The sequence below is a fragment of the Megasphaera sp. UBA4233 genome, from assembly GCF_002395615.1.
Taxonomy (GTDB): Bacteria; Bacillota; Negativicutes; order Veillonellales; family Megasphaeraceae; genus Megasphaera; species Megasphaera hexanoica.
In genome coordinates this window covers 39,959-62,814 of the sequence record NZ_DGXL01000023.1, presented here as the reverse complement: position 1 = coordinate 62,814, position 22,856 = coordinate 39,959, and the positions used below count along the sequence as shown (strand labels likewise).

The 22,856-nt window shown below is 52.7% G+C and carries 24 protein-coding genes; 8 read left to right on the top strand and 16 right to left on the bottom strand.

The window, feature by feature from the left end:
• Nucleotides 1–49 precede the first annotated feature (49 nt).
• From B2U90_RS08150 to nagA, 3 genes are all read right to left on the bottom strand, one after another.
• Nucleotides 50–1,894, bottom strand: coding sequence for an alkaline phosphatase (locus B2U90_RS08150; protein WP_292017553.1), 1,845 nt, complete (start codon nucleotides 1,892–1,894; stop codon nucleotides 50–52).
• A 229-nt stretch (nucleotides 1,895–2,123) separates the two neighbouring features.
• The gene (locus tag B2U90_RS08145; RefSeq protein WP_292017552.1) at nucleotides 2,124–3,311 is read right to left on the bottom strand and encodes a glycoside hydrolase family 3 N-terminal domain-containing protein; all 1,188 of its coding nucleotides are present in this window, start codon (nucleotides 3,309–3,311) and stop codon (nucleotides 2,124–2,126) included.
• Entirely contained in the window at nucleotides 3,286–4,449 is a 1,164-nt protein-coding gene (nagA, locus tag B2U90_RS08140; protein ID WP_292017551.1) for an N-acetylglucosamine-6-phosphate deacetylase, read from the bottom strand. Before nagA ends, B2U90_RS08145 begins: the two co-directional genes overlap by 26 nt.
• A gap of 266 nt (nucleotides 4,450–4,715) precedes the next feature.
• Between nagA and B2U90_RS08135 the strand changes: the two genes are divergently transcribed.
• The 8 genes from B2U90_RS08135 (at nucleotide 4,716) to nagB (ending at nucleotide 12,067) form a co-directional block, all read left to right on the top strand.
• On the top strand, nucleotides 4,716–5,381 hold the full coding sequence (locus B2U90_RS08135) for an N-acetylmannosamine-6-phosphate 2-epimerase (protein WP_292017550.1): 666 nt from the start codon (nucleotides 4,716–4,718) through the stop codon (nucleotides 5,379–5,381).
• 46 nt (nucleotides 5,382–5,427) lie between these two features.
• On the top strand, nucleotides 5,428–6,309 hold the full coding sequence (locus tag B2U90_RS08130; RefSeq protein WP_059076500.1) for an N-acetylneuraminate lyase: 882 nt from the start codon (nucleotides 5,428–5,430) through the stop codon (nucleotides 6,307–6,309).
• Nucleotides 6,310–6,409: 100 nt separating this feature from the next.
• Entirely contained in the window at nucleotides 6,410–7,894 is a 1,485-nt protein-coding gene (locus tag B2U90_RS08125; RefSeq protein WP_170087105.1) for a sodium:solute symporter, read from the top strand.
• Nucleotides 7,895–7,913: 19 nt separating this feature from the next.
• A complete protein-coding gene (locus B2U90_RS08120; RefSeq protein WP_170087104.1) occupies nucleotides 7,914–8,363 on the top strand; it encodes a YhcH/YjgK/YiaL family protein in 450 nt (149 codons plus the stop codon).
• A 25-nt stretch (nucleotides 8,364–8,388) separates the two neighbouring features.
• The gene (locus B2U90_RS08115) at nucleotides 8,389–9,525 is read left to right on the top strand and encodes a cyclically-permuted mutarotase family protein (RefSeq protein WP_292017549.1); all 1,137 of its coding nucleotides are present in this window, start codon (nucleotides 8,389–8,391) and stop codon (nucleotides 9,523–9,525) included.
• Between the two features lie 9 nt (nucleotides 9,526–9,534).
• A complete protein-coding gene (locus B2U90_RS08110) occupies nucleotides 9,535–10,425 on the top strand; it encodes an ROK family protein (RefSeq protein WP_170087103.1) in 891 nt (296 codons plus the stop codon).
• Nucleotides 10,426–10,430: 5 nt separating this feature from the next.
• Complete coding sequence (locus B2U90_RS08105) at nucleotides 10,431–11,285, top strand: MurR/RpiR family transcriptional regulator (RefSeq protein ID WP_059076496.1); 855 nt, start codon at nucleotides 10,431–10,433, stop codon at nucleotides 11,283–11,285.
• Nucleotides 11,286–11,311: 26 nt separating this feature from the next.
• Complete coding sequence (nagB, locus tag B2U90_RS08100) at nucleotides 11,312–12,067, top strand: glucosamine-6-phosphate deaminase (protein ID WP_170087102.1); 756 nt, start codon at nucleotides 11,312–11,314, stop codon at nucleotides 12,065–12,067.
• Nucleotides 12,068–12,503: 436 nt separating this feature from the next.
• Here the strand turns inward: nagB and B2U90_RS08095 are convergent, their stop codons facing one another.
• The 13 genes from B2U90_RS08095 to rplJ form a co-directional block, all read right to left on the bottom strand.
• A complete protein-coding gene (locus B2U90_RS08095; RefSeq protein ID WP_113856415.1) occupies nucleotides 12,504–12,797 on the bottom strand; it encodes a hypothetical protein in 294 nt (97 codons plus the stop codon).
• 22 nt (nucleotides 12,798–12,819) lie between these two features.
• A complete protein-coding gene (locus B2U90_RS08090; protein ID WP_292017548.1) occupies nucleotides 12,820–13,989 on the bottom strand; it encodes a DNA polymerase IV in 1,170 nt (389 codons plus the stop codon).
• Between the two features lie 78 nt (nucleotides 13,990–14,067).
• The gene (locus B2U90_RS08085) at nucleotides 14,068–14,616 is read right to left on the bottom strand and encodes a methylated-DNA--[protein]-cysteine S-methyltransferase (RefSeq protein WP_075581630.1); all 549 of its coding nucleotides are present in this window, start codon (nucleotides 14,614–14,616) and stop codon (nucleotides 14,068–14,070) included.
• Between the two features lie 128 nt (nucleotides 14,617–14,744).
• On the bottom strand, nucleotides 14,745–14,882 hold the full coding sequence (locus B2U90_RS08080; RefSeq protein WP_154662686.1) for a hypothetical protein: 138 nt from the start codon (nucleotides 14,880–14,882) through the stop codon (nucleotides 14,745–14,747).
• 15 nt (nucleotides 14,883–14,897) lie between these two features.
• Nucleotides 14,898–16,376, bottom strand: coding sequence for an aldehyde dehydrogenase family protein (locus B2U90_RS08075; protein ID WP_292017547.1), 1,479 nt, complete (start codon nucleotides 16,374–16,376; stop codon nucleotides 14,898–14,900).
• A gap of 171 nt (nucleotides 16,377–16,547) precedes the next feature.
• Nucleotides 16,548–17,225 carry a TVP38/TMEM64 family protein gene (locus tag B2U90_RS08070; RefSeq protein ID WP_075581632.1) on the bottom strand — a complete coding sequence of 226 codons (678 nt, stop codon included), beginning with the start codon at nucleotides 17,223–17,225 and terminating at the stop codon, nucleotides 16,548–16,550.
• A gap of 20 nt (nucleotides 17,226–17,245) precedes the next feature.
• Nucleotides 17,246–17,506 carry a hypothetical protein gene (locus tag B2U90_RS08065; protein WP_292017546.1) on the bottom strand — a complete coding sequence of 87 codons (261 nt, stop codon included), beginning with the start codon at nucleotides 17,504–17,506 and terminating at the stop codon, nucleotides 17,246–17,248.
• A gap of 116 nt (nucleotides 17,507–17,622) precedes the next feature.
• Nucleotides 17,623–18,045: a hypothetical protein gene (locus B2U90_RS08060; protein ID WP_059076488.1), complete on the bottom strand. Its 423-nt coding sequence runs from the start codon at nucleotides 18,043–18,045 to the stop codon at nucleotides 17,623–17,625.
• Complete coding sequence (locus B2U90_RS08055; RefSeq protein WP_292017545.1) at nucleotides 18,042–18,467, bottom strand: GNAT family N-acetyltransferase; 426 nt, start codon at nucleotides 18,465–18,467, stop codon at nucleotides 18,042–18,044. Before B2U90_RS08055 ends, B2U90_RS08060 begins: the two co-directional genes overlap by 4 nt.
• A 395-nt stretch (nucleotides 18,468–18,862) precedes the next feature.
• The gene (locus B2U90_RS08050; protein WP_292017544.1) at nucleotides 18,863–20,305 is read right to left on the bottom strand and encodes an ATP-binding protein; all 1,443 of its coding nucleotides are present in this window, start codon (nucleotides 20,303–20,305) and stop codon (nucleotides 18,863–18,865) included.
• A 174-nt stretch (nucleotides 20,306–20,479) separates the two neighbouring features.
• Complete coding sequence (locus tag B2U90_RS08045; protein WP_292017543.1) at nucleotides 20,480–21,604, bottom strand: SLC13 family permease; 1,125 nt, start codon at nucleotides 21,602–21,604, stop codon at nucleotides 20,480–20,482.
• Nucleotides 21,605–21,871: 267 nt separating this feature from the next.
• The gene (rplL, locus tag B2U90_RS08040; protein WP_075581634.1) at nucleotides 21,872–22,240 is read right to left on the bottom strand and encodes a 50S ribosomal protein L7/L12; all 369 of its coding nucleotides are present in this window, start codon (nucleotides 22,238–22,240) and stop codon (nucleotides 21,872–21,874) included.
• Nucleotides 22,241–22,295: 55 nt separating this feature from the next.
• Entirely contained in the window at nucleotides 22,296–22,853 is a 558-nt protein-coding gene (gene rplJ / locus B2U90_RS08035) for a 50S ribosomal protein L10 (protein WP_075581635.1), read from the bottom strand.
• Between the last annotated feature and the right edge of the window lie 3 nt (nucleotides 22,854–22,856).

Sequence of the window (22,856 nt, the reverse complement as noted above, 5' to 3'; positions counted from 1 at the left end):
TCGTACTTCATGGGGCCGTCGTTTTTATCTTGTCGATATAAGGGGACGATTATTTCACATTTTTTGTGGCATCAATGCCCAGGGCACGCATAATACCGAAGAAGACTTCCGTATTATCCATGACACCGTTAAAGTATTCCGAGCCGGGGCCTTCTGCATTCAGCGGCACATCGTCGGCTGCATGGCATTCATCGCCGATGGTATCGGGAATATTGGCCGGGATGAGTTCGACGGGATCACCGTCATGATGACGGGCCGGGTTAGCTTTGGCAACGACTGTCGATACCTGATGGTATTCCGTCTTGTCACCAATCTGCTGAGCTTCCTGCTTGGTGACTTTTTCCGTAATCGTCGGCGCCGTCGGTTTCTGCTGGAAGTGGAAATTTTCATAATAAGCCGGATGGTTGGCATACTGGACGGCCAGGGTTACATCGGGATCGGGATTGTCCGGGAATCCATCGTGGTCAGCATCCTTGAATGTCGGGAAGATAGAATCGGCATAGGTGCGGACGGCCGCCAGACCTTTCTTTCCATCCCGTTCATGATAGGTACCGGTGATGGATGCGCCGTGGGCATGGTCGGCTACGACGATGATCAGCGTATTATTACCATGTTCTTTATTCCATTTCTGGGCATATTCGATGGCCTTATCAAATTCAATCGTATCGTAGGTAGCCCGCTGCCAGTCCATAGCGTGAAGCTGTTTATCAATCGATGCGCCTTCAATCATGGCAAAGAAACCTTTCGGGTTCTTGCTGAGGATGTCAAGAGACTTTTTCGTCATGTTGACCAGATTTGGCTGATCCGTATATTTCCCTAATACTTCGGGATTTTTAAGCATTTCCCGGTCGATATAGACATTCATCGTCCCCGGCTTGAATAATCCCAGGAGTGGTTTATTGGAAGGCGCTGCCATCATTTCTTTTGATGTTGTGACGAAGGTATAGCCCTTATCTTTGAATTCCTGGATGACGTTCTGGTTATCATGACGTTTCGATCCTTTTTCCGTCTGAGGGATATACCGGCTGGAACCGCCACCCATGATGACATCCGGGCGATGGTAATCTTCCAGATATTCCGAAGCCAGGTAGTCCTGGTTGGCCCGGCGCCGCGTATGGCCGACCATGGCAGCCGGCGTAGCATCGGTCGATTCAGCCTGGGTAATGATGCCGACGGACATGCCACGGCTGCGTTTTACGATTTCACTGATATTTTCCACACGGGGATCGTCGAAGGGATCTTTTGTCGAATCTTCATAGACACCCATGGCATTGACTACCGATTTATGTCCCGTCGCATAAGCCGATGCCGAGTTGGCACTGTCCGTCGTCAAGGAATCGTAGCCGCTCGTCGTAATCAGGCAGTTATGCGACATTTTTTCCATGGCCAGCAAGTCATTATATTTCCCATTGGTCATGCCTTTGGAGATAATACGTGCCATTTCACGGGCCTGCAGCGACATACCATCACCGACAAAGAGAATGACATTCTTGGCCTGTTTCTGTGCTTTTTCCTGAACGACCGTATAGCGGGCATGGCTGACATTACGGCCCGTATCATCCGTTGCCGAAGCCTGCACCGTATAGTTTCCGGCTTTGGGGAAGTTCACACTGTTTACACGATAGGAAATAACCCCGTTGTCCAGATTCGTCGCCTTCAGATCTTTTCCGAAAAATTTACCTGCCGGCTGGTTGTTGATGGTGATGTCCACGTTTTTCAGGTTTTTAGCCTGACTGACTTCTACATCAAAATCAAACTTGGCCCCTGCCAGAAATTTGGCGTTATCTACGGGCAGAATGCGTACGTTTGCCGCCTGCACGCCGGGAATGATCCCGAAAGCAGAACCGCAGACCATCATCGAAAGAATTGCACGTTTTAACCATGTCTTTTTCATACCATGACCTCCTGATTTCATGCGCTCTTGCAGCATGACCTGGCTTTACTGTTTCTTATGTATCGCATGGTCATTATACGAGGTCTATGTTATAAGTCATGTCATTTTTCTGTATAATTTCTGTCAATTATCCCGCGGCGGCAAAAAAACAGAGCGGCCGCCGGGGCAGCCACTCCATGGTACCGTTTCTCATATATCGTATTGTCTGTCAGCCTGTACAGTCTGGGAATTACAGGTATCCGGCAGCCTGACCGGCCAGTTTGGTGCGGACAATGCGCGTCACTTTTTCATCGACGAGCTTGCGGAACGATTCGTCGTTTTCATAGGCTTTCAACAGGCCGGTATAGGTTTCCTGTTCATGGCCATAGTCGTGGCAGACAAGGACGATGTCGGCACCGGCCCGGATGGCCATGACGCCCATGTCGGAGAAAGCATAGTGTTTGGCCATAGCTCCCATTTCCATGTCATCGGACAGGATGAGGCCTTCATAGCCGAACTGCTGGCGCAACAGGCCCGTCATGACCGGCTGGGATACACAGGCCGGAAGTTGTGGATCGAGGGCCGGAAAGGTGACGTTGGACACCATGATGAACATCTTATCGTGGGGTACCTGTCTGATGAGGTCAGAAAAAGGCTTCATATCAGCTGCCAACAGTTCTTCCCGGCTGGCAGCGACCTGGTCTCCGTCGAGATGGGGATCAGTCCGGACCTTTCCGATACCGGGAAAGTGTTTGAGAGAACACCAGATCTTCGCCTCTTCATAGCCTTGTACGGCCTGCAGGGCAAAGGCAGTGACGACGGCAGGATCGCTGCTGTACGACCGTTCTGACGCAGAACCGAGATCGACGACGGGGGCAAAATTCAGATTAAATCCCAGTTCCTTCAGCTTTTTCCCCGTCGTCAGGGCCCAGGTCCGGGCCGCTGCGGGGTCGCCGTTTTCTCCCAGCTGCTGTTCACTGGGCACGCGGGGAAAAGCATCGCGCATGCGCAGGACAAAGCCGCCTTCCTGATCGACGGCAATAAAGGGCGGTATATCCTGGCTCTGCCGGCGTATCTGCCGTGCCAGGGCCGCATTCAGGTCTTTTACCTGCTGTGTCGATTGCATATTGCGGTCAAAGAGGATGACATTGCCCATATGGTACTGGGCAATCTGATAGGCCGCATCCTGATCGACGGTCGTCCCCTGGATGCCGATCATCATGAGCTGGCCTACCCGCTGCTGGGGGCTCATGGACCGGACCTTGTCCCTTGCCTGTTCATCCAGAGTCGATACAGTCCCCGTCCGGCCCGACGCTGCCGCCGTTCCATCCGTATGGGAACGGCTCTGCCAGATTAAGCTACCCGTTCCCAGGACTACTATGACGAGGAAGACGATGATACTATATATGAATTTACTGTGCCTGTTCTTGTTCTTCATTGTATACTAGTTCGCCACCTACCAGCGTCTGTTTGACGTGGAAATCCGTACTGTCCAGAATCGCTATATCGGCCAGTTTGCCTTTTTCCAGAGACCCGATCCGGTCGTATACGCCCAGATCTTTTGCGGGGTTCACCGTCGCCATGGCCACGGCTTCGGGAAGAGGCGCACCACTGTTGACCAGGAAATTCAGGACGACCTGATTCATAGCGGCAATACTGCCGGCCAGAGTGCCATCTTCCAGACGGGCTTCGCCGTTTTTCACGAATACTTTCTGTCCGCCCAGTTCCGATTCTCCGTCGGGTAGCAGGCAGGCCCGCAGCGAATCGGTAATGAGGATGATGCCATCGCGGCCTTTCATGCGGTACACCAGCTTCTGTGCCGCCGGATGGACGTGGAGATTATCGCAGATGAGCTCGCAGTGGGCCTTCGGGTCCAGCAGGGCGGCCCCGACGATGCCCGGCCGGCGGTGGTGGAGCGGCGTCATAGCATTATACATATGGGTAATGTGATAGAACTGGCACTGTCCCATGCATTCCATGACCTGTTCATACGTCGCGCCGCTGTGGCCGACGGAGACGATGATATGATGGTCGGCGCACTCCTTCAGGAACGTCTTGTCCTTTAGCGTTTCCGGCGCCAGGGTGATGATTTTCACCACGTCTTCATATGGTTCAATCCAGGAAAAATCAGCCCGGGCTATATTCGATTCCTTCTGGGCCCCTTTGTAAGCCGTACTGATGAACGGTCCTTCCATATGGGCTCCCAGGATCCGGGCACCGCGGTTCTTCTTCGCCCTGCGGATACGGCCGAGGGCCCGTTCGATGCGGGGCCGGTCGTAGGTCATGGTCGTCGGAAGGAATGACGTCACCCCCGTTTTCGGCAGCACTGACTGAATCGTCGCCAGCGACTCCTCATTTTCATCCATCGTATCGGCACCGGCACAGCCGTGGATGTGTTCATTGATGAACCCCGGCACGACAAAACCACCGTTGGCATCAATGAGGTCGGTGCACATGCCCAGGTGAAATCCCTTGCGCGGTACGATATCGGCAATCGTATCCCCTTCGTACAACAAAATATGTCCGCCTACGATTGCATCGGGCAGGACGATCATCCCATCTATAATCGCTTTCATCGCATTCACTCCTATACTATTACTATGGCAGATACGGGTCATCTGCATACCTTGTTACAGTATATCATATGGCCCATACTTGTCATCTCTATTGTACCACCTTTTCATTTTAAAGAAAATAAATTTCATAAATTGATGGTTAAAATATTTTTATATGAAATATTATTGCATTTTTGACAGTCTGATGCTATACTTCTGGTGTAACAAATTTCATAAACTATCTGTTCAGCAGACACTATAGGACTGTCATAGCAAGGAGGAACAACATGCTGGAACAATTTAAAGGAAAACTCATCATTTCATGCCAGGCTCTACCCGACGAACCGCTCCACAGCTCATTCATCATGGGCCGCATGGCTCTGGCTGCCAAACAGGCCGGTGCCGTCGGTATCCGGGCCCAGAGCACCGACGATATCCGGGAAATCAAAAAAGTGACGGGACTGCCGGTCATCGGCCTCATCAAACGGAACTTTGAAGATTCGGAAATCTACATCACCCCGACCCATCAGGAAATTGCCGAACTGCTCGATACGTCCTGTGAAATCATCGCCCTCGACGCAACGCTGCGCAAGCGCCCGGGAGATGAAAAACTCGCCGATCTGGTAGACCAGATACACGCCGGAGGCCGCCTGGCCCTGGCCGATATCTCCAACGACGCCGAAGGCCTGAACGCAGAAAAGATCGGCTTTGACTGCGTATCTACCACCATGTCCGGCTATACGCCCTATACGCCGTCCTTCGAAGGTCCGGACTACGGCCTCGTCGCCCGCATGGCCGGCCAGCTTTCCATCCCCGTCTTTGCCGAAGGCCGCATCAACACGCCGGAAGACCTCCGACGGGTCTATGAATGCGGCGCCTACGGTGCCATCGTCGGCTCGGCTATTACCCGTCCCCAGCTGATTGCCAAAAAATTTGTCGATATTTTAAAGTAAATCATATATAAATCTATATTACACGCACTACCGAGGAGGATGCATTATGTCACAGAGAGATTTAAAAGGACTGTTTTCCGCACTGCTCGTTTCCTTTGATGAACAGGGAAATATCAATGAAAAAGGCCTGCGCCAGATTATCCGCTACAACATCGACGTCAACCACATGGACGGCCTGTATGTAGGCGGCAGCACGGGAGAAAACTTCATGCTGTCTACGGACGAAAAGAAACGCATTTTCGAAATCGCCAAAGATGAAGCCAAAGATTCCCTGACCCTCATCGCCCAGGTCGGCTCGGTCAACCTGAAGGAATCGGTCGAACTGGCAAAATTCGTCACCGACTTAGGCTACGATGCCATCAGCGCCGTCACGCCGTTCTATTATAAATTTACCTTCGATGAAATCAAGAACTATTACAACACCATCATCGGTGCCGTCGATAACCGTATGATCATCTATTCCATTCCCTTCCTGACCGGCGTTGATATGAGCCTGAGCCAGTTCGGCGAACTCTTCTCCAATCCGAAAATCGTCGGCGTCAAATTCACCCAGGCTGACTTCTATCTCCTGGAACGCATACGCAAGACTTTCCCGGATAAACTGATTTATGCCGGGTTTGACGAAATGCTCCTGCCGGCCACGGTCCTCGGCGTCGATGGCGCCATCGGCTCTACGTACAACATCAACGGACGCCGCGGCCGTCAGATCTTTGAACTGGCAAAAGCACAGAAAATCACGGAAGCACTGGAAGTACAGCACGTCACCAACGACCTCATTACGGACATCCTCGACAACGGCCTCTATGGCACGATCAAGCTGCTCCTCCAGGAAGCCGGCGTCGATGCAGGCTACTGCCGTGAACCCATGAAGAAATATACCCCGGAAATGGTAGCACGGGCCAAAGAAATCTATAAGAAATATTTCTAATGTTCTGATTCCACTCACTCCCGTTTCCATTGCAGATAAGCGCCGGAAACATCTGGCGCTTTTTCTGTATCCGGGACCTAGTTTAAAGGAGGACACCCCTATGCACGAAGGATTTACCTGGATCGATACCGTTGTTTTAGTCTTATACCTGTTAGGCGTCCTGCTGGCCGGCCTCTATTTCTCCAAGAAGGAAATGAAAGGCAAGGAATTCTTCAAGGGCGACGGCACTATCCCCTGGTGGGTCACCTGCGTCTCCATCTTCGCCACCCTTCTCAGCCCGATTTCCTTCTTGTCCCTGCCGGGCAATTCCTATAAAGGATCGTGGATCCTCTGGTGGGCCCAGCTGGGCATGCTCATCGCCATCCCGCTGACCATCAAGTACTTCCTGCCCATCTACAGCCGTCTGGAAATCGACACGGCCTACCATTATCTGCAGAAGCGCTTTGAAAGCAAAAACCTCCGCATCCTGGGGGCTGCCATGTTCATCATCTACCAACTTGGCCGCATGTCCATCATCATGTACCTGCCGTCCATCGCCCTGGCAGAACTGACCGGCATCGATGTCAATATCCTGATCGTCGTCATGGGCGTCATCGCCATCATTTATTCCTATTCTGGCGGACTGAAAGCCGTCCTCTACACCGACTTCATCCAGGGCATGGTCCTCATCTTCGGCATCGCCCTGACGCTGGTCGTCATGATCGGCGACATCCACGGCGGATTCGGCACCATCATGGATACGCTGACGACAGGCCACAAATTCATGTTCCAGAATGAAGTATGGATGAGCCCGGATATCATTTCGACTAGTGTTTTCATCGTCTTCATCGGCGGCGGCCTGGCCACCTTTGCCTCGTACGTCTCCAGTCAGGATATCGTACAGCGGTTCACGACGACGACGGATATCAAGCAGCTGAACAAAATGACTCTCGGCAACGGCGTCCTGTCCATTTTCGCCGCCACCGTATTTTACCTCGTCGGCACCAGCCTCTATGTTTTCTATCAGCAGAACCCGGACCTGCTCATGACCAGCCGTCAGGATCTGGTATTTGCCAGCTATATTACGTATGAACTGCCGGCAGGCGTTACGGGCATCCTCCTGGCCGCTATTTACGCCGCTTCCCAGTCCACTTTGTCTACGGGCATCAATTCCGTCGCTACCAGTTGGGTCCTCGACATCCAGTCCGTCCTCAACCCGGATCTGGACAGCCGGAAGCAGACGCGCATCGCCAAGCTCGTCTCCCTGGGCATCGGCATCCTGTCCATCATCGTCGCCATGGTCATGGCCGTCAGCGATATCCACTCGGCCTACGAATGGTTCAACAGCTTCATCGGCCTGGCCCTGGGCTCACTGGCCGGCATGTTCGTCCTGGGAGCCTTCAGCAAACACGCCAACGCCAAAGGCGCGTTCGTCGGCTTTATCTGTTCCACTGCCGTCGTCATGTATCTGAAATACTTCGTCCCTTCCGTCTCGTTCTGGTCCTATACGGCTATCACCATCATCCTTTCTCTGGTAGTCGGTACCATCGTCAGCCGTCTGACGGGCAAAGACTATACGGCACCGGAAGGAACGACAGCCGATTAATCGTAAAGGAGCCACTCGTATGATATATGGAAATATCCACCAAAAAGAAACGTATGCCTTTTTACCGGTACCGGTACAGCGCTGTCTGGACCTGGCCCGCAGCAGCGGATTTGCTTCTCTGACGCCGGGCAGCCATCCCATCGACGGCGATTCCCTGTTCGTCAATGTCGCAGCCTATACGACGGGACCGGAAGAAACGCGCAGCTGGGAAGCCCACAAAGACTACCTCGATATCCACGTCCTCAGCAAAGGAGAAGAATACATCGACCTCGGCTTCATCGAATCCATGACCTGCGGTGCCTATCACAAAGACAGCGACTATCAGGAAGTGACCGGTACGGCCCGGGCCCGCGTTCTCATGCGTCCCGGCGATTTTCTCATCTGTTATCCCGAAGATGCCCATAAACCCGGCATTGCTGCCGGTGAACCGGCTCCGCTCAAAAAGGGAATTTTTAAAGTCCGTATCTGATTTGACATCTCCAAGGAGGTATCGTATGATGAAAAAAAGTGCTATTGCCACGGCCGTACTGGCCCTGACCCTCTCGACATCCCTTTCCTTTGCCGCACCGGAACAGACCGGCTCCCCGCATATCCGCTGGCAGTCGGCCGGTACGTTGTCCCCGGCAGTGGGCCAGACAGAAAATATCGGCGTTGCCGGCATGATAGCCGGTACCAGCCATGGCTATATCATCGCCGGCGGCGGTGCCAATTTCCCCAACGGCGGTCCCGCAGTGGGTGGTGCCAAAGTGACCTATCCTGATATCTACGCCATGAAGGCGACGGACAAAGGCCTCATCGAAACAGACCATCAGGTCCTGCCCTTCCCGGCAGCCTATGGCGCGTCGGTCACAGCCGCTGACGGCGTCTATTACATCGGCGGCAGCCCCGATACGGCTGCTGCCAAAGCCATCACACGCCTTACCTGCGACGATCAGGGAAAACTGCACTACCAGACAGCCGGCACCCTGCCCTTCACCTTCCAGAACGGCATTGCCGCCCGGAATGGCCAGACCCTCTTCCTGGGACTGGGAAAACAAGACGGCAGCCTGAGCCGCAATTTCTACGCCTATGACCTTAAAACGGGAGCACTGGAACGGCTGGCCGATTTCCCCGGAAAGGCCCGTGAACAGAGCGTTGCCCAGCTGCTGGGCCAGACGCTGTGCGTCTTCAGCGGTGGCAGCGATACGGCCTATACGGACGGATACGGCTATGACCTGAAGACCCGCACCTGGCACAAACTGGCCGATGCCGCCATAGACGGCCAGGGAATTTCCCTCCTGGGAGCCCGGGCCGTCCGCCTGAATGAAGACGAAATGCTGGTCATCGGCGGCTTCAATAAAGCCATCTATGACGATGCCGTCGCCCATCTGTCCCATCTTACGGGCGCAGAACTCACTGCCTATAAAACGGCCTACTTTGGCAGGGAAAGCACCGATTTCAACTGGAACCGCCACATCCTCGTCTACAACGTCCGCAGCGACAGCTGGCGCTCTGCCGGAGAGATTCCCTTTGCGGCTCCCTGCGGTGAAGGGCTGGTGCTCCTGAAAGATAAAATCATTTCCCTCAATGGGGAAATCAAACCCGGTGTACGCAGCAACCGCATCTATGAAGGATTCATCATGAAAGAATAGGAGAAACCCATGTATATATGCATTGACATTGGCGGCACGGCCATCAAATACGGACTGGCTTCAGCCGACGGCCAGCTGATAGAAACGAAGAGCACGCCTACCCACGCCCATGAAGGCGGCGGACCGGGCATCGTCCGCACGGTCCGCCGGCTGATCCGCCAGTACAAGGAAAGAGGACCACTGTCGGGCATTGCCCTTTCTACAGCCGGCATGGTCGATCCCCAGAAAGGACGGATTTTCTATGCCCTGGCCGATTCCATCCCCGATTATACGGGAACGGAATGGAAAGAAATGCTGGAAGAGGAATTCCATATTCCCTGTGCCGTAGAAAACGATGTCAACTGTGCCGCCCTGGGCGAACTCTGGCTCGGTGCCGGAAAGGGCTGTACGTCGGCCTTTATGATGACCATCGGCACCAGTATCGGCGGCTGTGCCATCTATGACGGCCATATTCTCCACGGCGCCGGCTGCAGTGCCGGAGAAATCGCCTATATGCGTGTGCCCGGCGGCCGGCTCCACGACCTGGCATCAGCCACCCGTCTGGTCCGCGATGTCGCCACAGCCAAAGGCGTCAGACCGGACGAACTGGATGGCCGGGCCGTATTTGCCATGGCCGCCGACGGCGACACCGATGCCATCGGTGCCATTGACGCCTTATCCCGTGACATAGCCGTCGCCATCGGCAATGTCATTACCGTACTGCAGCCCCAGGTCGTCATCCTGGGCGGCGGCATCATGGCCCAGGAAGGCGTATTCCGCCCGCTCCTGGAACAGTACGTATCACAACAGCTGCCACCCGCCATGTACGGACCGACCCACATCGCCTTTGCCCGCCTGGGCAATACGGCCGGCATGCTGGGAGCGCTCTATCATCTCCGTCAGACCCTTTCGCAGGAGTAACGCCTATGAATATCTTGGAACAGCTGGACCATCCCGGCTTCAAACCCTCAAAATCCGACCGCACCCTCATGGAATACATCCGCCTCCACGGCGACCTGTTCTGCACGACGCCCATCGCCAGTCTGGCCAAAAAAAGCGGCATCAGCGAATCGACCATCACCCGCTTCGTGCGCAAGATGGGCTTTCAGAGCCTGCAGCATTTCAAGCTCAGCCTGGCAGAAGAATTGTCCCGGCGCAGCCAGCAGAAAACCATCATCAGCCACAATATCGCCGCCGACGAATCCATCATGACGACGGCCAAAAAGCTCATGTCCATTGGCATGGATACGCTCCGCCAGACCGTAGAGACCCTCGATGAAGAGGTCATCGCCCAGACGGTCCGCCTGCTGACGGGCGGACACCGCGTGTATTTCATCGGCCTGGGAAATTCCGGATTCGTTGCCGACGATTCGGCGTACAAATTCCAGCGCATCGGCATCGAGGCTCTGGGCCTGGACAACAGCCATCTCATCATGCTGCACATGGCCCTCATCCAGCCGGGCGACGTCGTCATCGCCATCAGCCATTCCGGCGCCTCAAAGGAAATCGTCCAGGCAGCCCGCCTGGCCAAGCAGAACGGAGCCCGCCTGATTGCCATCACGGCCAATAGCGGTTCCGAGCTCCGGGACTGCGCCGATTTGTGCATTTCTTACCGCACGCGGGAAACGATGCTGGAAACGGGCTCTATCGTCACCAAGCTGACCCAGGTATTTATCATCGATTTAATCTATACACAGGTCGTCAAAGAACGGCCCGAAACATCCGTGAAGAATAAGCAGCGGACAGCGGACGCTGTCAATCTGCTGCGTCTCGGACACTAAGCATACTCTAAAAGGAGGCACGTACGATGCGTGTTATCGTTACTAATTCTTATGATGAAATGAGTACAGAAGCCGCCAAAATCGTGGCCGGCCAGATATACCTCAAGCCGGACAGCGTCCTCGGCCTGGCCACGGGCAGCACGCCCCTGTCGATGTATAAAAAGCTGATTGCCGTCCATGAAATGATCGGCCTCGATTTTTCCCAGGTCACGACATTCAACCTGGATGAATACATCGGCATGGCGCCGGACAATCCCCAGAGCTATCATTACTTCATGCATCATAATTTCTTCGATTTCATCAACATAAAGCCGGAAAACATTTACATTCCCGACGGTATGGCAAAAGATATCGTAGCCGAAGGCAAGCGCTACGATGCCCTCATCGAAGCGAAAGGCGGCATCGACCTGCAGATTCTCGGCATCGGTCAGAATGCCCACATCGGCTTCAACGAACCGGACATCAAATTCGAAGCGACGACCCACAAAGTCCGCCTCGATGAAGAAACCATCCAGGCCAATTCCCGCTTCTTCCAGACGGAAAAAGAAGTCCCCCGCTACGCCATCAGCATGGGCATCAAGACCATCATGCTGGCCAAAAAAGTCGTACTCCTGGCCAATGGCCGCAATAAAGCCGAAGCCATCTACAATACGGTCTGCGGCAGCATCAGCCCCAGCGCACCGGCCAGCATTCTCCAGCTGCACCGCGACGCAACGGTCATTGTGGACAAAGAAGCGGCATCGCTCCTGCCGGACCGGGTTTGTGACAAAATTTGTGGATAAATCCCTTTGCTATTCTCTTCTGGCGAGGTATTCCCCTGCATGTGTACACATGTCTTTAGGGGAATGCCCCGCTTTTTCTATATGGTGTTATCCACAAATCCACAGAGGTTGTACACAGAAATCAGGAGAGATTGTAAAATATGTAAAATCCGCATAGTTATCGCATTTATCGCGATTTTTTTCCTTATCTTGAACACATGTTCCCCATGAGTTATCCACAATCTGGCTAAAAAAAGGAAAAATATATCCACCGCCGTCAGGGCCTGTAAACAGGCATTCTCCGGCTATATCCACAGGATAACAGAAGTTATGCACAATACGTGTGTATACTTTGTGGATAACTTTTATTTGCCTATGCACACAAAAAGACCGTACCTCTGTGGGGATATCCACCGGAAGGTACGGTCTCTTCAGATGAGTCTGATGTCGTTTTCCATTACAGTTCTTCGACGGGGCGGCTCCAGTCGATATGCACGCCCAGAGCCAGCCATATATAGCCCAGGGCCAGCTTCAGCGTATCCAGACTGTCCGTCGCCGCCGCCGTGATCGTTTCGTACTGGGACAGGGTGACATAGCGGTGCCACGAACGGACCGTCGTCAGGAACGAATAGGTTTCCTTTTCCTTTTCTGCATCATTCAGATGAACTGTAAGCTTTTTTGTTTCCGCATCATACTGGATATAACCGTTATTGTTATCACCCGTATGAACTGCTACTGTAAATACTGCCATACGTAAATCTCCTTATCTGTATCTATTTATCGTGGGACATTTCCCAGAGAAATCCTTTCATGAGCGCCTTGCGGCCAAAGCGCTGCTGCAGTTTGTCGATGGCTTCCGTGACTTTGGCCTGCGTCTCTTCGTCGTCAGAAAATAAATCACTCTGCACCTGATAGGGCTGGAGCTGGCTGACCGACAGTCCCAGGAGCCGTATGGGGCCGTTTTTTCCCTTTTTATGATAGAGCCGTTTGGCGGCGAAATACAACTGTTCCTCCGAACAGGTCCCGATTGTCTCCAGCGTCAGGGACCGGGTCACCGTCTCAAAGGAAGAAAACCGCACTTTAATCGTAATCGTACGGCCCATGAGGTGATTCTGACGCAGCCGCCAGGCCACTTCATTGGCCAGGAGACGGAACTGTTCGTCAATGTCTTCTTCCCTCGTCAGGTCGTGCTCATACGTATGCTCGTTGCCGACCGACTGGGGTCGGCGGCTCACTTCCAGCTGACGGTTGTCCCTGCCACAGGCCAGTTCATACAAGCGGTGTGCCTGCCGCCCGGCAATGGGGACCAGGGCATCGGGCCCGGCCTGTATGATATCGCCGATGGTATGGAACCCGGCTTTTTCCAGCTGGCCTGCCGTCATCCGGCCGACGCCCCAGAGGCGTGAAACGGGAAGGGGGGCCAGGATTTCCTGCTCCTTGCCGTAGGGAATCCACATCAGGCCGTCGGGCTTTTTCAGATCCGACGCCAGCTTGGCCAGGAATTTATTGGGCGCGATGCCGGCCGACGCCACAAGGCCGGTGATGCGCAGGATATCGTCCTTGACGGCCCGGCCGATATCGACGATGTCCGGGTACTGGAGATTCATGCCAGAAACATCCAGGAAGGCTTCGTCCAGCGCCAGCGGTTCGATAAAGGGCGAATAGTGCGATAAAATGAGGCGGATCTGATGGGAGATGCGCCGGTAATGGGCCATGCGCACGGGAAGGAATATGCCGGACGGACAAAGGCGCCGGGCCTGGCGGGTGCTCATGGCCGAATGGACGCCGAACCGCCGGGCCTCATAGGACGCCGTCGCCACGACACCCCGTTCGCCCAGCCCCCCGACGATGACGGGATGGCCGCGCAGAGCCGGATTATCCCGCTGTTCGACAGAAGCATAAAAAGCATCCATATCTACGTGCATGATCCAGCGCCTTGCCAATGTCATTCCCTCCCTTGTACTGGTATTATTATACAACGAGTCCACTTCAGAAATATAGGGGAAAAGTGAAAAATTTCCCTATTTCTCCAGACGATTTTTCTTCCCTGTACCTGGCCGGAAAAGATGGGCCAGGTCGGCTCCCTCGTGGCGGAGGAGCCAGATTTTCTTATCGATGCCGCCGGCATAGCCCGTCAGGCTGCCGCTCTTTCCAACGACACGGTGGCAGGGTATAATCAGGGAAATAGGGTTATGCCCGACGGCTCCCCCTACGGCATGGGGATTTTCTGTTTTCCCCGTCTGCTGCCCCAGCTTTTCCGCCAGGGCCCCATAGGTCGTCGTCTGCCCGTACGGCACCTGGCACAGCAGATGCCATACGCGCTGGCGGAACACGCTTCCCCGCGGCTTCAGCGGCAGTTCCGACGGAACCGGCCGTTTTCCGGCAAAGTACCGGTCCAGCCAGTCTCTGACCTCAGTAAAAACAGGCAGGGCATCGTTCCGGCAGGCTTCCCCGGAAAGGGTGGCCCTGTCATACTTCTGCCCGCAGATCCACAGTCCGATGAGATGAGTCCCGTCACTGGCCAAAAGGACCGGTCCCAGGGGAGAATCGTATTGCGTCGTATAATCCATGCAGGTAAGCCTCCTCTCTGATATATAGTTATTATACCATATCGCCTCCCGGCATAGACAAAACCGGGGCGGCTGCAGAAGGATTTTCCCATCTCTTCCGCTGCCACCCCGGTTCTCCGGCTGTGCCGTTATTTCGATTTATGCGGTTTGCTGCTGGCCTGTGCCGCAGCCTGCACGCCCGGACGGTCTACAGTCATAAAACCATATACGGCCGTACAGGCCAGGCAGACAAACAGCAATGCTACGATTGTATTGCGTATGCCCATGATACTCCTTTCCTATCATTCATATAATCCCGACGGTGTTTCCGCGAGGTTGATATAGATGTTTTTGGTCTGCATATAGTGCCGCATGGTCGTCTTGTCCGTTTCGCGGCCGATACCGGAAAGCTTGTAACCGCCAAAAGGCGTACCTGCCGGCAATGCATTATACGTATTGATCCACATACGGCCCGTTTCTACCGCTTTGGCAACCCGCAGGGCCCGGTTGATGTCGCGGGTCCAGACGGCTCCGCCCAGGCCGTATACGCTGTCGTTGGCCATGGCGATGACCTCCGCTTCATCCGTGAAGGGGATGATGCAGACGACGGGCCCGAAGATTTCTTCCTGGGCAATGCGCATGTCGTTTCTGACATCGGCAAAGATGGTCGGTTCGACGAAACTGCCCTTTTCCAGTCCCGGAGCCGACACTTTCTTACCGCCGCAGACGAGGCGCGCTCCTTCCTGCTTCCCGATTTCAATATATTCGAGGATTTTCTTTACCTGCCGTTCGTCGATCTGCGATCCCATCTGGGTCGTTTCTTCCCAGGGCAGGCCAACGCGGATGCGGCGGAAGCGGTCAGCCAGTTCGGAGACGAACTTATCGTAAATGCCTTTTTGGACGAAAATACGCGATCCGGCGCAGCATACCTGTCCCTGATTGAAGAGGATGCCCAGCTGGGCTCCATCCATAGCCATATCCCAGTCGCAGTCGTCAAAGAAAATATTGGCCGATTTGCCGCCCAGTTCCAGCGTGGCAGGAATCAGTTTCTTCATAGCCGCATCATAAACATCGCGGCCGATTTCCGTCGATCCCGTAAAGGCCAATTTCTGGATGTCGGGATGATCGAGGATGTACTGACCGGCCCGGGAACCCTTGCCAGTAATGACGTTGACCACGCCCGGTGGCAGGACATCGCCAATGAGATGCATCAGTTCGAGGACGCTCAGGGACGTCGAGCTCGACGGCTTGAGGACGATGGTACAGCCTGCTGCCAGGGCCGGTGCCAGTTTCCACGCCGCCATGAGGAAGGGGAAATTCCAGGGGATGATCTGGCCGACGACACCAATTGGTTCATGGACGACGAGACTCAGCGTATGGTCGTCGATGACCGCTGCCCGGCCGTCTTCACTGCGGACGACGCCGGCAAAATAACGGAAATGATCGACCGCCAGAGGAATATCGATGTTCTTCGTTTCCCTGATAGGCTTGCCGTTATCCAGCGTTTCTACCATAGCCAGCATATCGGCATTTTTTTCGATGATATCGGCAATGGCAAGGAGCAGGTCCTGCCGCTTCTGGGGCGACACGGTTTTCCAGGCGGGGAATGCTTTATGAGCCGCTGCTACGGCCGCGTTGACATCGTCTTTCGTCGCTTCGGCACATTCGGCCAGCTTCGTCCCGTCGGCAGGGTTGTACGCTGCAAACCGGGCGCCATCACTGGCAGGGACCCATTTGCCATCAATATATAAATCATAAGAGGAGTGCGGTAGGGTATACATAAGAAACACTTCCTTTCTTTTCAGAGATATCCTGTTAAATATTTTACGATAATAATTTTAATTAGAAAATTATTATTTGTTATATATAAAGAATATCACACATATAGAAATAAGTCAATGGATTCACGTTTTTAAATCACATTGACTTATTTCCTGATATAGTTTAAATATTTAGTTTTTATGTTTCCATGTATGCCACGTATAACCTGCCAAGAGTGCCATGATTAGTACGCCTCCAGCGGCCAGCCGCAGGTCATGCCAATCAAAGCGGATGAGGCCATATCCCATCCAGACCTCGATGCAGATGGCCAGGAATTTTCCGGCTATGGTCGCTATACCGTGCTCCGTAAAGCCGATGCGGCTCAGGGCACACAGGGCCGTAATGGCAAAATTGGGCGAATAGGGAATGGCCCGCAGGAAGAAGGCCGTCCGGGCGGTAATGTGCCGGTTGAGGCGGGCGACGAAGCGGCTGCGCGCCACGAGGCGGCGGGCCGTGCGGCGGAAGACGTAGCGCATGATGACAAAAGCCAGCACATTGCCTGCCACCTGTCCAATCCAGGAGATGACAATTCCCGGCAGTATGCCGAAGAGGATGCCATTGACGGTCACAAACTGCACAGACGGCAGGCCGGTCATATTGGTCAGGATGATGAGCAGGATCATGAGCAGGACGGCGGCACTGCCAAAGGAGGCAATATAGGCCGACAAGCCCTGTATATCCCGACTGACCGTAAGCTGCCACAGCGTGCTGTAAAATGCCGGGATCATCACATAAATCCCGAGAAAAATCCCGGCGATGACGACCGCCATGAGCGGCTTGATTACTTTTTCTGCCTGTACCTGGTTCATGCTATCTTCTCATTTCTTTTTTATGATATACGACCTGCAGCGGCTCCGGCCGGTTGACCTGGAAAACACCGGCCATTACCAGCAATCAGCAGAATCAATCCGGAAAAAAAGAAGCGGATTCCTGCAAAGACTACTTTACTGCCCAGGTCATTCCCGATTCCGATATAGCCGTACCCAGCCTTAATCAGGGGATAAGCCAGGGGCCAGCCGATAGAACACAGCAATGCCAGCCAGGGACACCATGCATGGCTGCGGAATAAAGAATACTTTGTGTCTTTCACTATGATGCCACCTTTCCCATCCATTATACCAGATAAAAGCAATCTTCGCCCCTGAAACGTATATCTTGACATTATCAGAGAAGAGCCGTTCAAGGTTATAGCCGGTTCGTCGTGCTTCATGGACGCAGGAAAAAGATGCCCGCCAGGCACAGGATGATGCCGATGATCTGCCGGGGCAGCAGGATGTCTTTATACAGCAGGACACCTATGCCTGCCAAGAGGAGCGCCACGCTGACATTAGCCAGGAGAGAAGCTATACTGATTTTCCAGCCAGCCCGGTATAGCAGGATATAGCCAAATTCGACGGCTACCAGCGTCAGTCCCCAGGCAGCACTCGCCCAGTTTATAGTCTGCAGATCCTGCCGCAGCGAAGGTCCTGTCACCACGTACGCAGCGGCACACAGGAGAAAACTGACCAGGTAGGTCATACTGAGGGCCAGAAAAGGCGGAGCCGTCACCGGCGTTGCCTTGGCTATCATGTGATAGCCTATATTGCCCACAACGACAATAAGAAGGGGAATCCAGTACATCAGACTCATTCTATCAGCTCCTTTTCCATATGGATGTGAGGACAATATTCATCCAGATATTCGTCACCCGATGCGGTAAATCCCAATTTTTCATAAAACGGACGTACCCGTACCTGTGCCGACAGGGCCAGCCGTTTCACCTGGCGGCCGCGCAGCCATGCTTCCGCTTCCCGTACGAGCCGCTCCCCGTACTGCCTGCCCCGGCAGGACTTCCGCACGGCCAGCCGGCCCAGTATATACACATCGGGATCATCGGATGAAAAGAGGCGGCAGCAGCCAGCGGCCTGCTCATTTTCATATAATACCAGATGCCAGGCTATGGAATCGGTATCATCAAATTCATGACAAAATCCCTGTTCTTCTACAAATACCTCCTGCCGGATGACCCGGGCGTCCTGTGAAAATCCCTGCTGCATACGTATGTAAATCATGATACTCCCTCCTAAAAAAACAGAGGTGTCCAGGAATTGTCTTATAGCATGCAACCCATGCCGTACCTACGACAACTCCCAGACACCTCATTTCTTCTGTCCGGTGACAGAAGCAGTGTTCATATGAAATTCGCTTTATTTTAACATATCCTGTCATCTTCGTCAATACAAATACGAATCGTATAACCAGACAAACAGGACCAGTACCAGCAGATAGGCCTTTCTGATGGACGCAGACCGTTCCGATACTTCTTGTAACGCTATATGATTCTCTCTTTTTGAGTTTAGTTAGTTGTTTTAGTTTGGTCAGTCATTTGGTTAGTTGTTTTAGTTTAGTCAGCAGAATGGATAAAAGCGGATGCATGTCCCCTGACTGGTGACATGACGGAATAGTATCAGTTGAATCTCACGACCCAGTATCCTTTCCGGTGCGTCCCCATACGTTGAAGACAGCCTTTTTCCTGGAGCTTTTTCATATAATACTTTATCGTACTAAGAGACAGTGATGTCGCTTCAGCAATTTCATGTTGCGTGCCATCCGGTTTCTTTTGAAGATATGACAAAATAACTCTTTCCTTTTCATTTAGTTTTACAGGCATATTCGTTCCCGTTTGGTCAGTTTTCGGGGTTTGGTCAGTTTTTTTAGTTTGGTCACTTGTTTGGTCAGTTATCCGGTACAAGTTAACGCGCAAATCGCCATCAAAATCAATGATTTCCGGTTCCTGCAAACCATAATCCCGGCAATCCCGGAAAATACGTGGAAAACCACTACCCCATTTTTCAATTAAATTCATATAAGCAAACGCATTTGCTAAAGCCCGGTTGCGAATCTTTGAAAACCCTTCTTTCATTTTTTCATGTGTTACGCCGCGCATCAGACTACCTGGAGAAGTAACTTCTAATCGATCTGAAAAAAGGGCTATCTGAACGGATTCCGGCTCCAAATAATTACGATGAACAAGTGCATTGGCAATCAATTCCCGGATGCTGTCCGGAGGTAATTCATAAATATCCTGACGATAGACCCCCTGAAATCTGGCTCCCATATTAATCTTTTCAAGTACATACTGATATGCTTTTTCCACTTGTTCCTGAATCGGTGCATCAATTTCCCGCTTATCGACAAAAACAGCTCTATCGTCTGTCTTAAACACGGCACATTGAACCACCGGAGGATATCCGGCCTGATGTGTCAACATCGCATAGGCATAGGTCGGTATAAGCTGGCCTTTGTTTTCAATCAAAATGCCCCACGAAATGAGTTGATTAATCGTTAACTCCTTGATTCCTTGACGCTGGATATCGGATAATGCGTTTTTTTTAGCCGTTTCACTCATAGAATGGCATAATGCCGTTACATCATATTTCGTAACTTTGAGATTAGGAATAGGCTGTTGATCAAAAAACTTATTTTCTCCTTCCAAAAGTAACTCCTGTAGAATCGCCCGGTCCGCTAGACGCGTTGTTCCAGCCGTCCGGATATAAGTTCCCTTTACCGGTCCTTTCTTTTTAAGATAATACGGCCTCTGCATTCCAGGGGCAATTTCTAAAATGATAAGCGATTTTCCTTCTATTTCCCGAACAAAAAGATCTGGAATAATCATCGGTTCGCAGCTGTCCGTAACGGCATTGGTAATGGCATCCATCATTTGAAAGAGATCAGCCTGAGGAATCCCAACAACCCGCATCGTTCCATCTTCAACCCCAAATACGATCCGTCCACCATCACCATTGGCAAAGGCAACAACAGACTTCATATATTTCTGACTGTCTTCAGGAACCCTTTCCTTATATTCTACATTCTTAGATTCTCCATGAAGTGATAAATCTTTTTCCATTCCTACTGCTGCCTCCCTTTACGCTCATTGTATCAGATTATGATTTTTTCGACAACAAAGCGGTCCCCCAGTATTGCAGGGAAGGGGGCACAGGCCGTAAAACAAACCGGTTCGCTGGACAATGGGGATTTCCGTCCCTGTAATAAGCGTTGTCGCCTATTGACGCCGTCCTGGTTATAGCCCCATCTGATGACAGAACCAGACAAACAGGACCAGTACCAGCAGATAGGCCAGGTTGAGCAGGGTAAACAATTTCAGATACCATCCCTGCCACCGGGGACAGGCCCGGACGAACATGCCATAGGAAATGAGGCTGGCCATGGATGCCACCAGCGTTCCCAGACCGCCTATATCGGTCCCCAGCAGGAGTGCCCCTGCATTGCCGGTAAAGCCCGACAGAAGGACGGCAGCCGGTACATTGCTGATGATCTGACTGGCGGTAAGAGCGATGAGAAACTCGTGACCGGCCAGATATCCCGTCAGTATCTCCCGGAAAGCCGTCAGCTGGCTCATGTTGCCGATGAGGACGAAAAAAGCCACAAAGGTGCCCAAAAGCCGGTAATCAACGTAGCGGAAATACTGCGGCCGGGTCAGGAAGGTGACAACGGCGACCATGGCCAGGGTAAGGCGGTAATCAAGGACGTGGGCCACCGTGAGCAGGGAAAGGAAGAACATCCCTCCCAGAAGCCAGAGCTGCCGTGGCGGCGCCAGTACGGGCATATTCCGGGTGCGCCGGGCAGCCAGCCGCACCGACACGGGAATGGGCGTTCCCGGCAGCAGAAAGACCGACAGGGCCAGCAGCACGAAAGATACGAGTGTATACGGCAGGAGAAGCTCCAGAAAGGTTACCAGATCCATGCCGTAATAGAAATAGAGATAGAGATTCTGCGGATTTCCCACAGGCGTACACATACTGCCCAGATTGGCCGCCAGCGTCTGCAGGACGATGACCAGGGCCATCTGCTTCTCTCTGGAAATCCGGGGCAGGGCCATCAGGGAAAACGGCACAAAGGTCAGGAGGGACACGTCATTGGTCACCCACATGCTGACAAAGAAACAGGCAAAAATGAGGACGGCAGCCAGCTGGCGCATCGTGTCCAGCCGAAGGAAAAGGCGCGCCAGTACCGCCGCAAAGACACCGCTCTCCCGCAGGCCGCCGATGACGATCATGAGACAGAACAAAACAGCAAGTACGGGCATATTGATATACCCGGCATAGGCTGCCGTCGGCGGCACGGCAATCATCGATACCAGCGCCGCTGTCCATGCCAGAAACAGAACCATATTCTCTCGTATCATTTGTCCGATAGACCTCATTTTCCACTTCTCCCCTGTCCCATTTTTCTATCCATATACACAGGAATAATTTCTAAATTATACTACAAAACGGAGATTCATGAAACAGGTTGCAGGAAGGGAAAGATAGTTTGATGTTTGAAGTTTGATGAAGGGATAGCAGTCAGCAGCTGGTGGCGTTGGATTCCTGTCTTTGCTGCTCCCCATGAAAAAAGCTCTGCAAACCGCATGTTCATGCGATTTGCAGAGCTTGTAATTTCACAGAGGAAATTATTTGAGTTCAACAGTTGCGCCAGCTTCTTCGAGTTTAGCTTTGAGAGCTTCAGCGTCAGCTTTGGCAACGCCTTCTTTAACAGCTTTCGGAGCGCCGTCAACGAGAGCTTTAGCGTCTTTCAGGCCGAGGCCGGTTACTTCGCGGACAACTTTGATTACGCCGATTTTCTTTTCACCAGCAGAGGTGAGGATTACGTCGAATTCGGATTTTTCTTCAGCAGGAGCAGCGCCAGCAGCAGGAGCAGCAGCAACAGCAACCGGAGCAGCAGCGGATACGCCGAATTTATCTTCCATAGCTTTTACGAGTTCGGAAAGTTCGAGAACGGTCATGCCTTCAATGGCTTCCATGATTTCTTCTTTAGTCATTTTAAAATACCTCCATAGTATCAGTTTTTAGATTCGTTTGTAATATGTAAGCTAATTAAGCAGATTCCTGTTCTGCTTTTTTAGCACGTACAGCATCAAGCACATAAACCATATTGCGGATGTTGCCCTGGAGTACGTTGACCAGGCCAGAGATAGGGGCCTGCATGCTGCCAACCAATTTGGCGAGGAGTTCTTCGCGGCTCGGCAGGCTTGCCAGAGCTTCGACAGCAGCTGCATCAATAACCTGACCATCGGCGATGCCGGCTTTGACCGTCAGCGCTTCTGTCTTTGTTTCTTTGATGAAGTCTTTCAGGATTTTAGCCGGTGCTACTGTATCTTCAGAAGAATAAGCAATAGCAGTCGGACCTTCGAGAACGGCATCCAGATCGTTGAAACCGAGTTCATCGGCAGCGATACGGGTCAGTGTGTTTTTGACAACTTTGTATTCGACGCCACCTTCACGGAACTTACGGCGGAGTTTCGTGACATCAGCTACGCTGAGGCCGGAGAAACCAACGAAAACAGCACCCTGGGAGGACTGCAGTTTTTCTTTCATTTCTTCTACAACAGCGGCTTTTGCCGGAGAAACCTGATGTTTTGCATACATAGACATGAG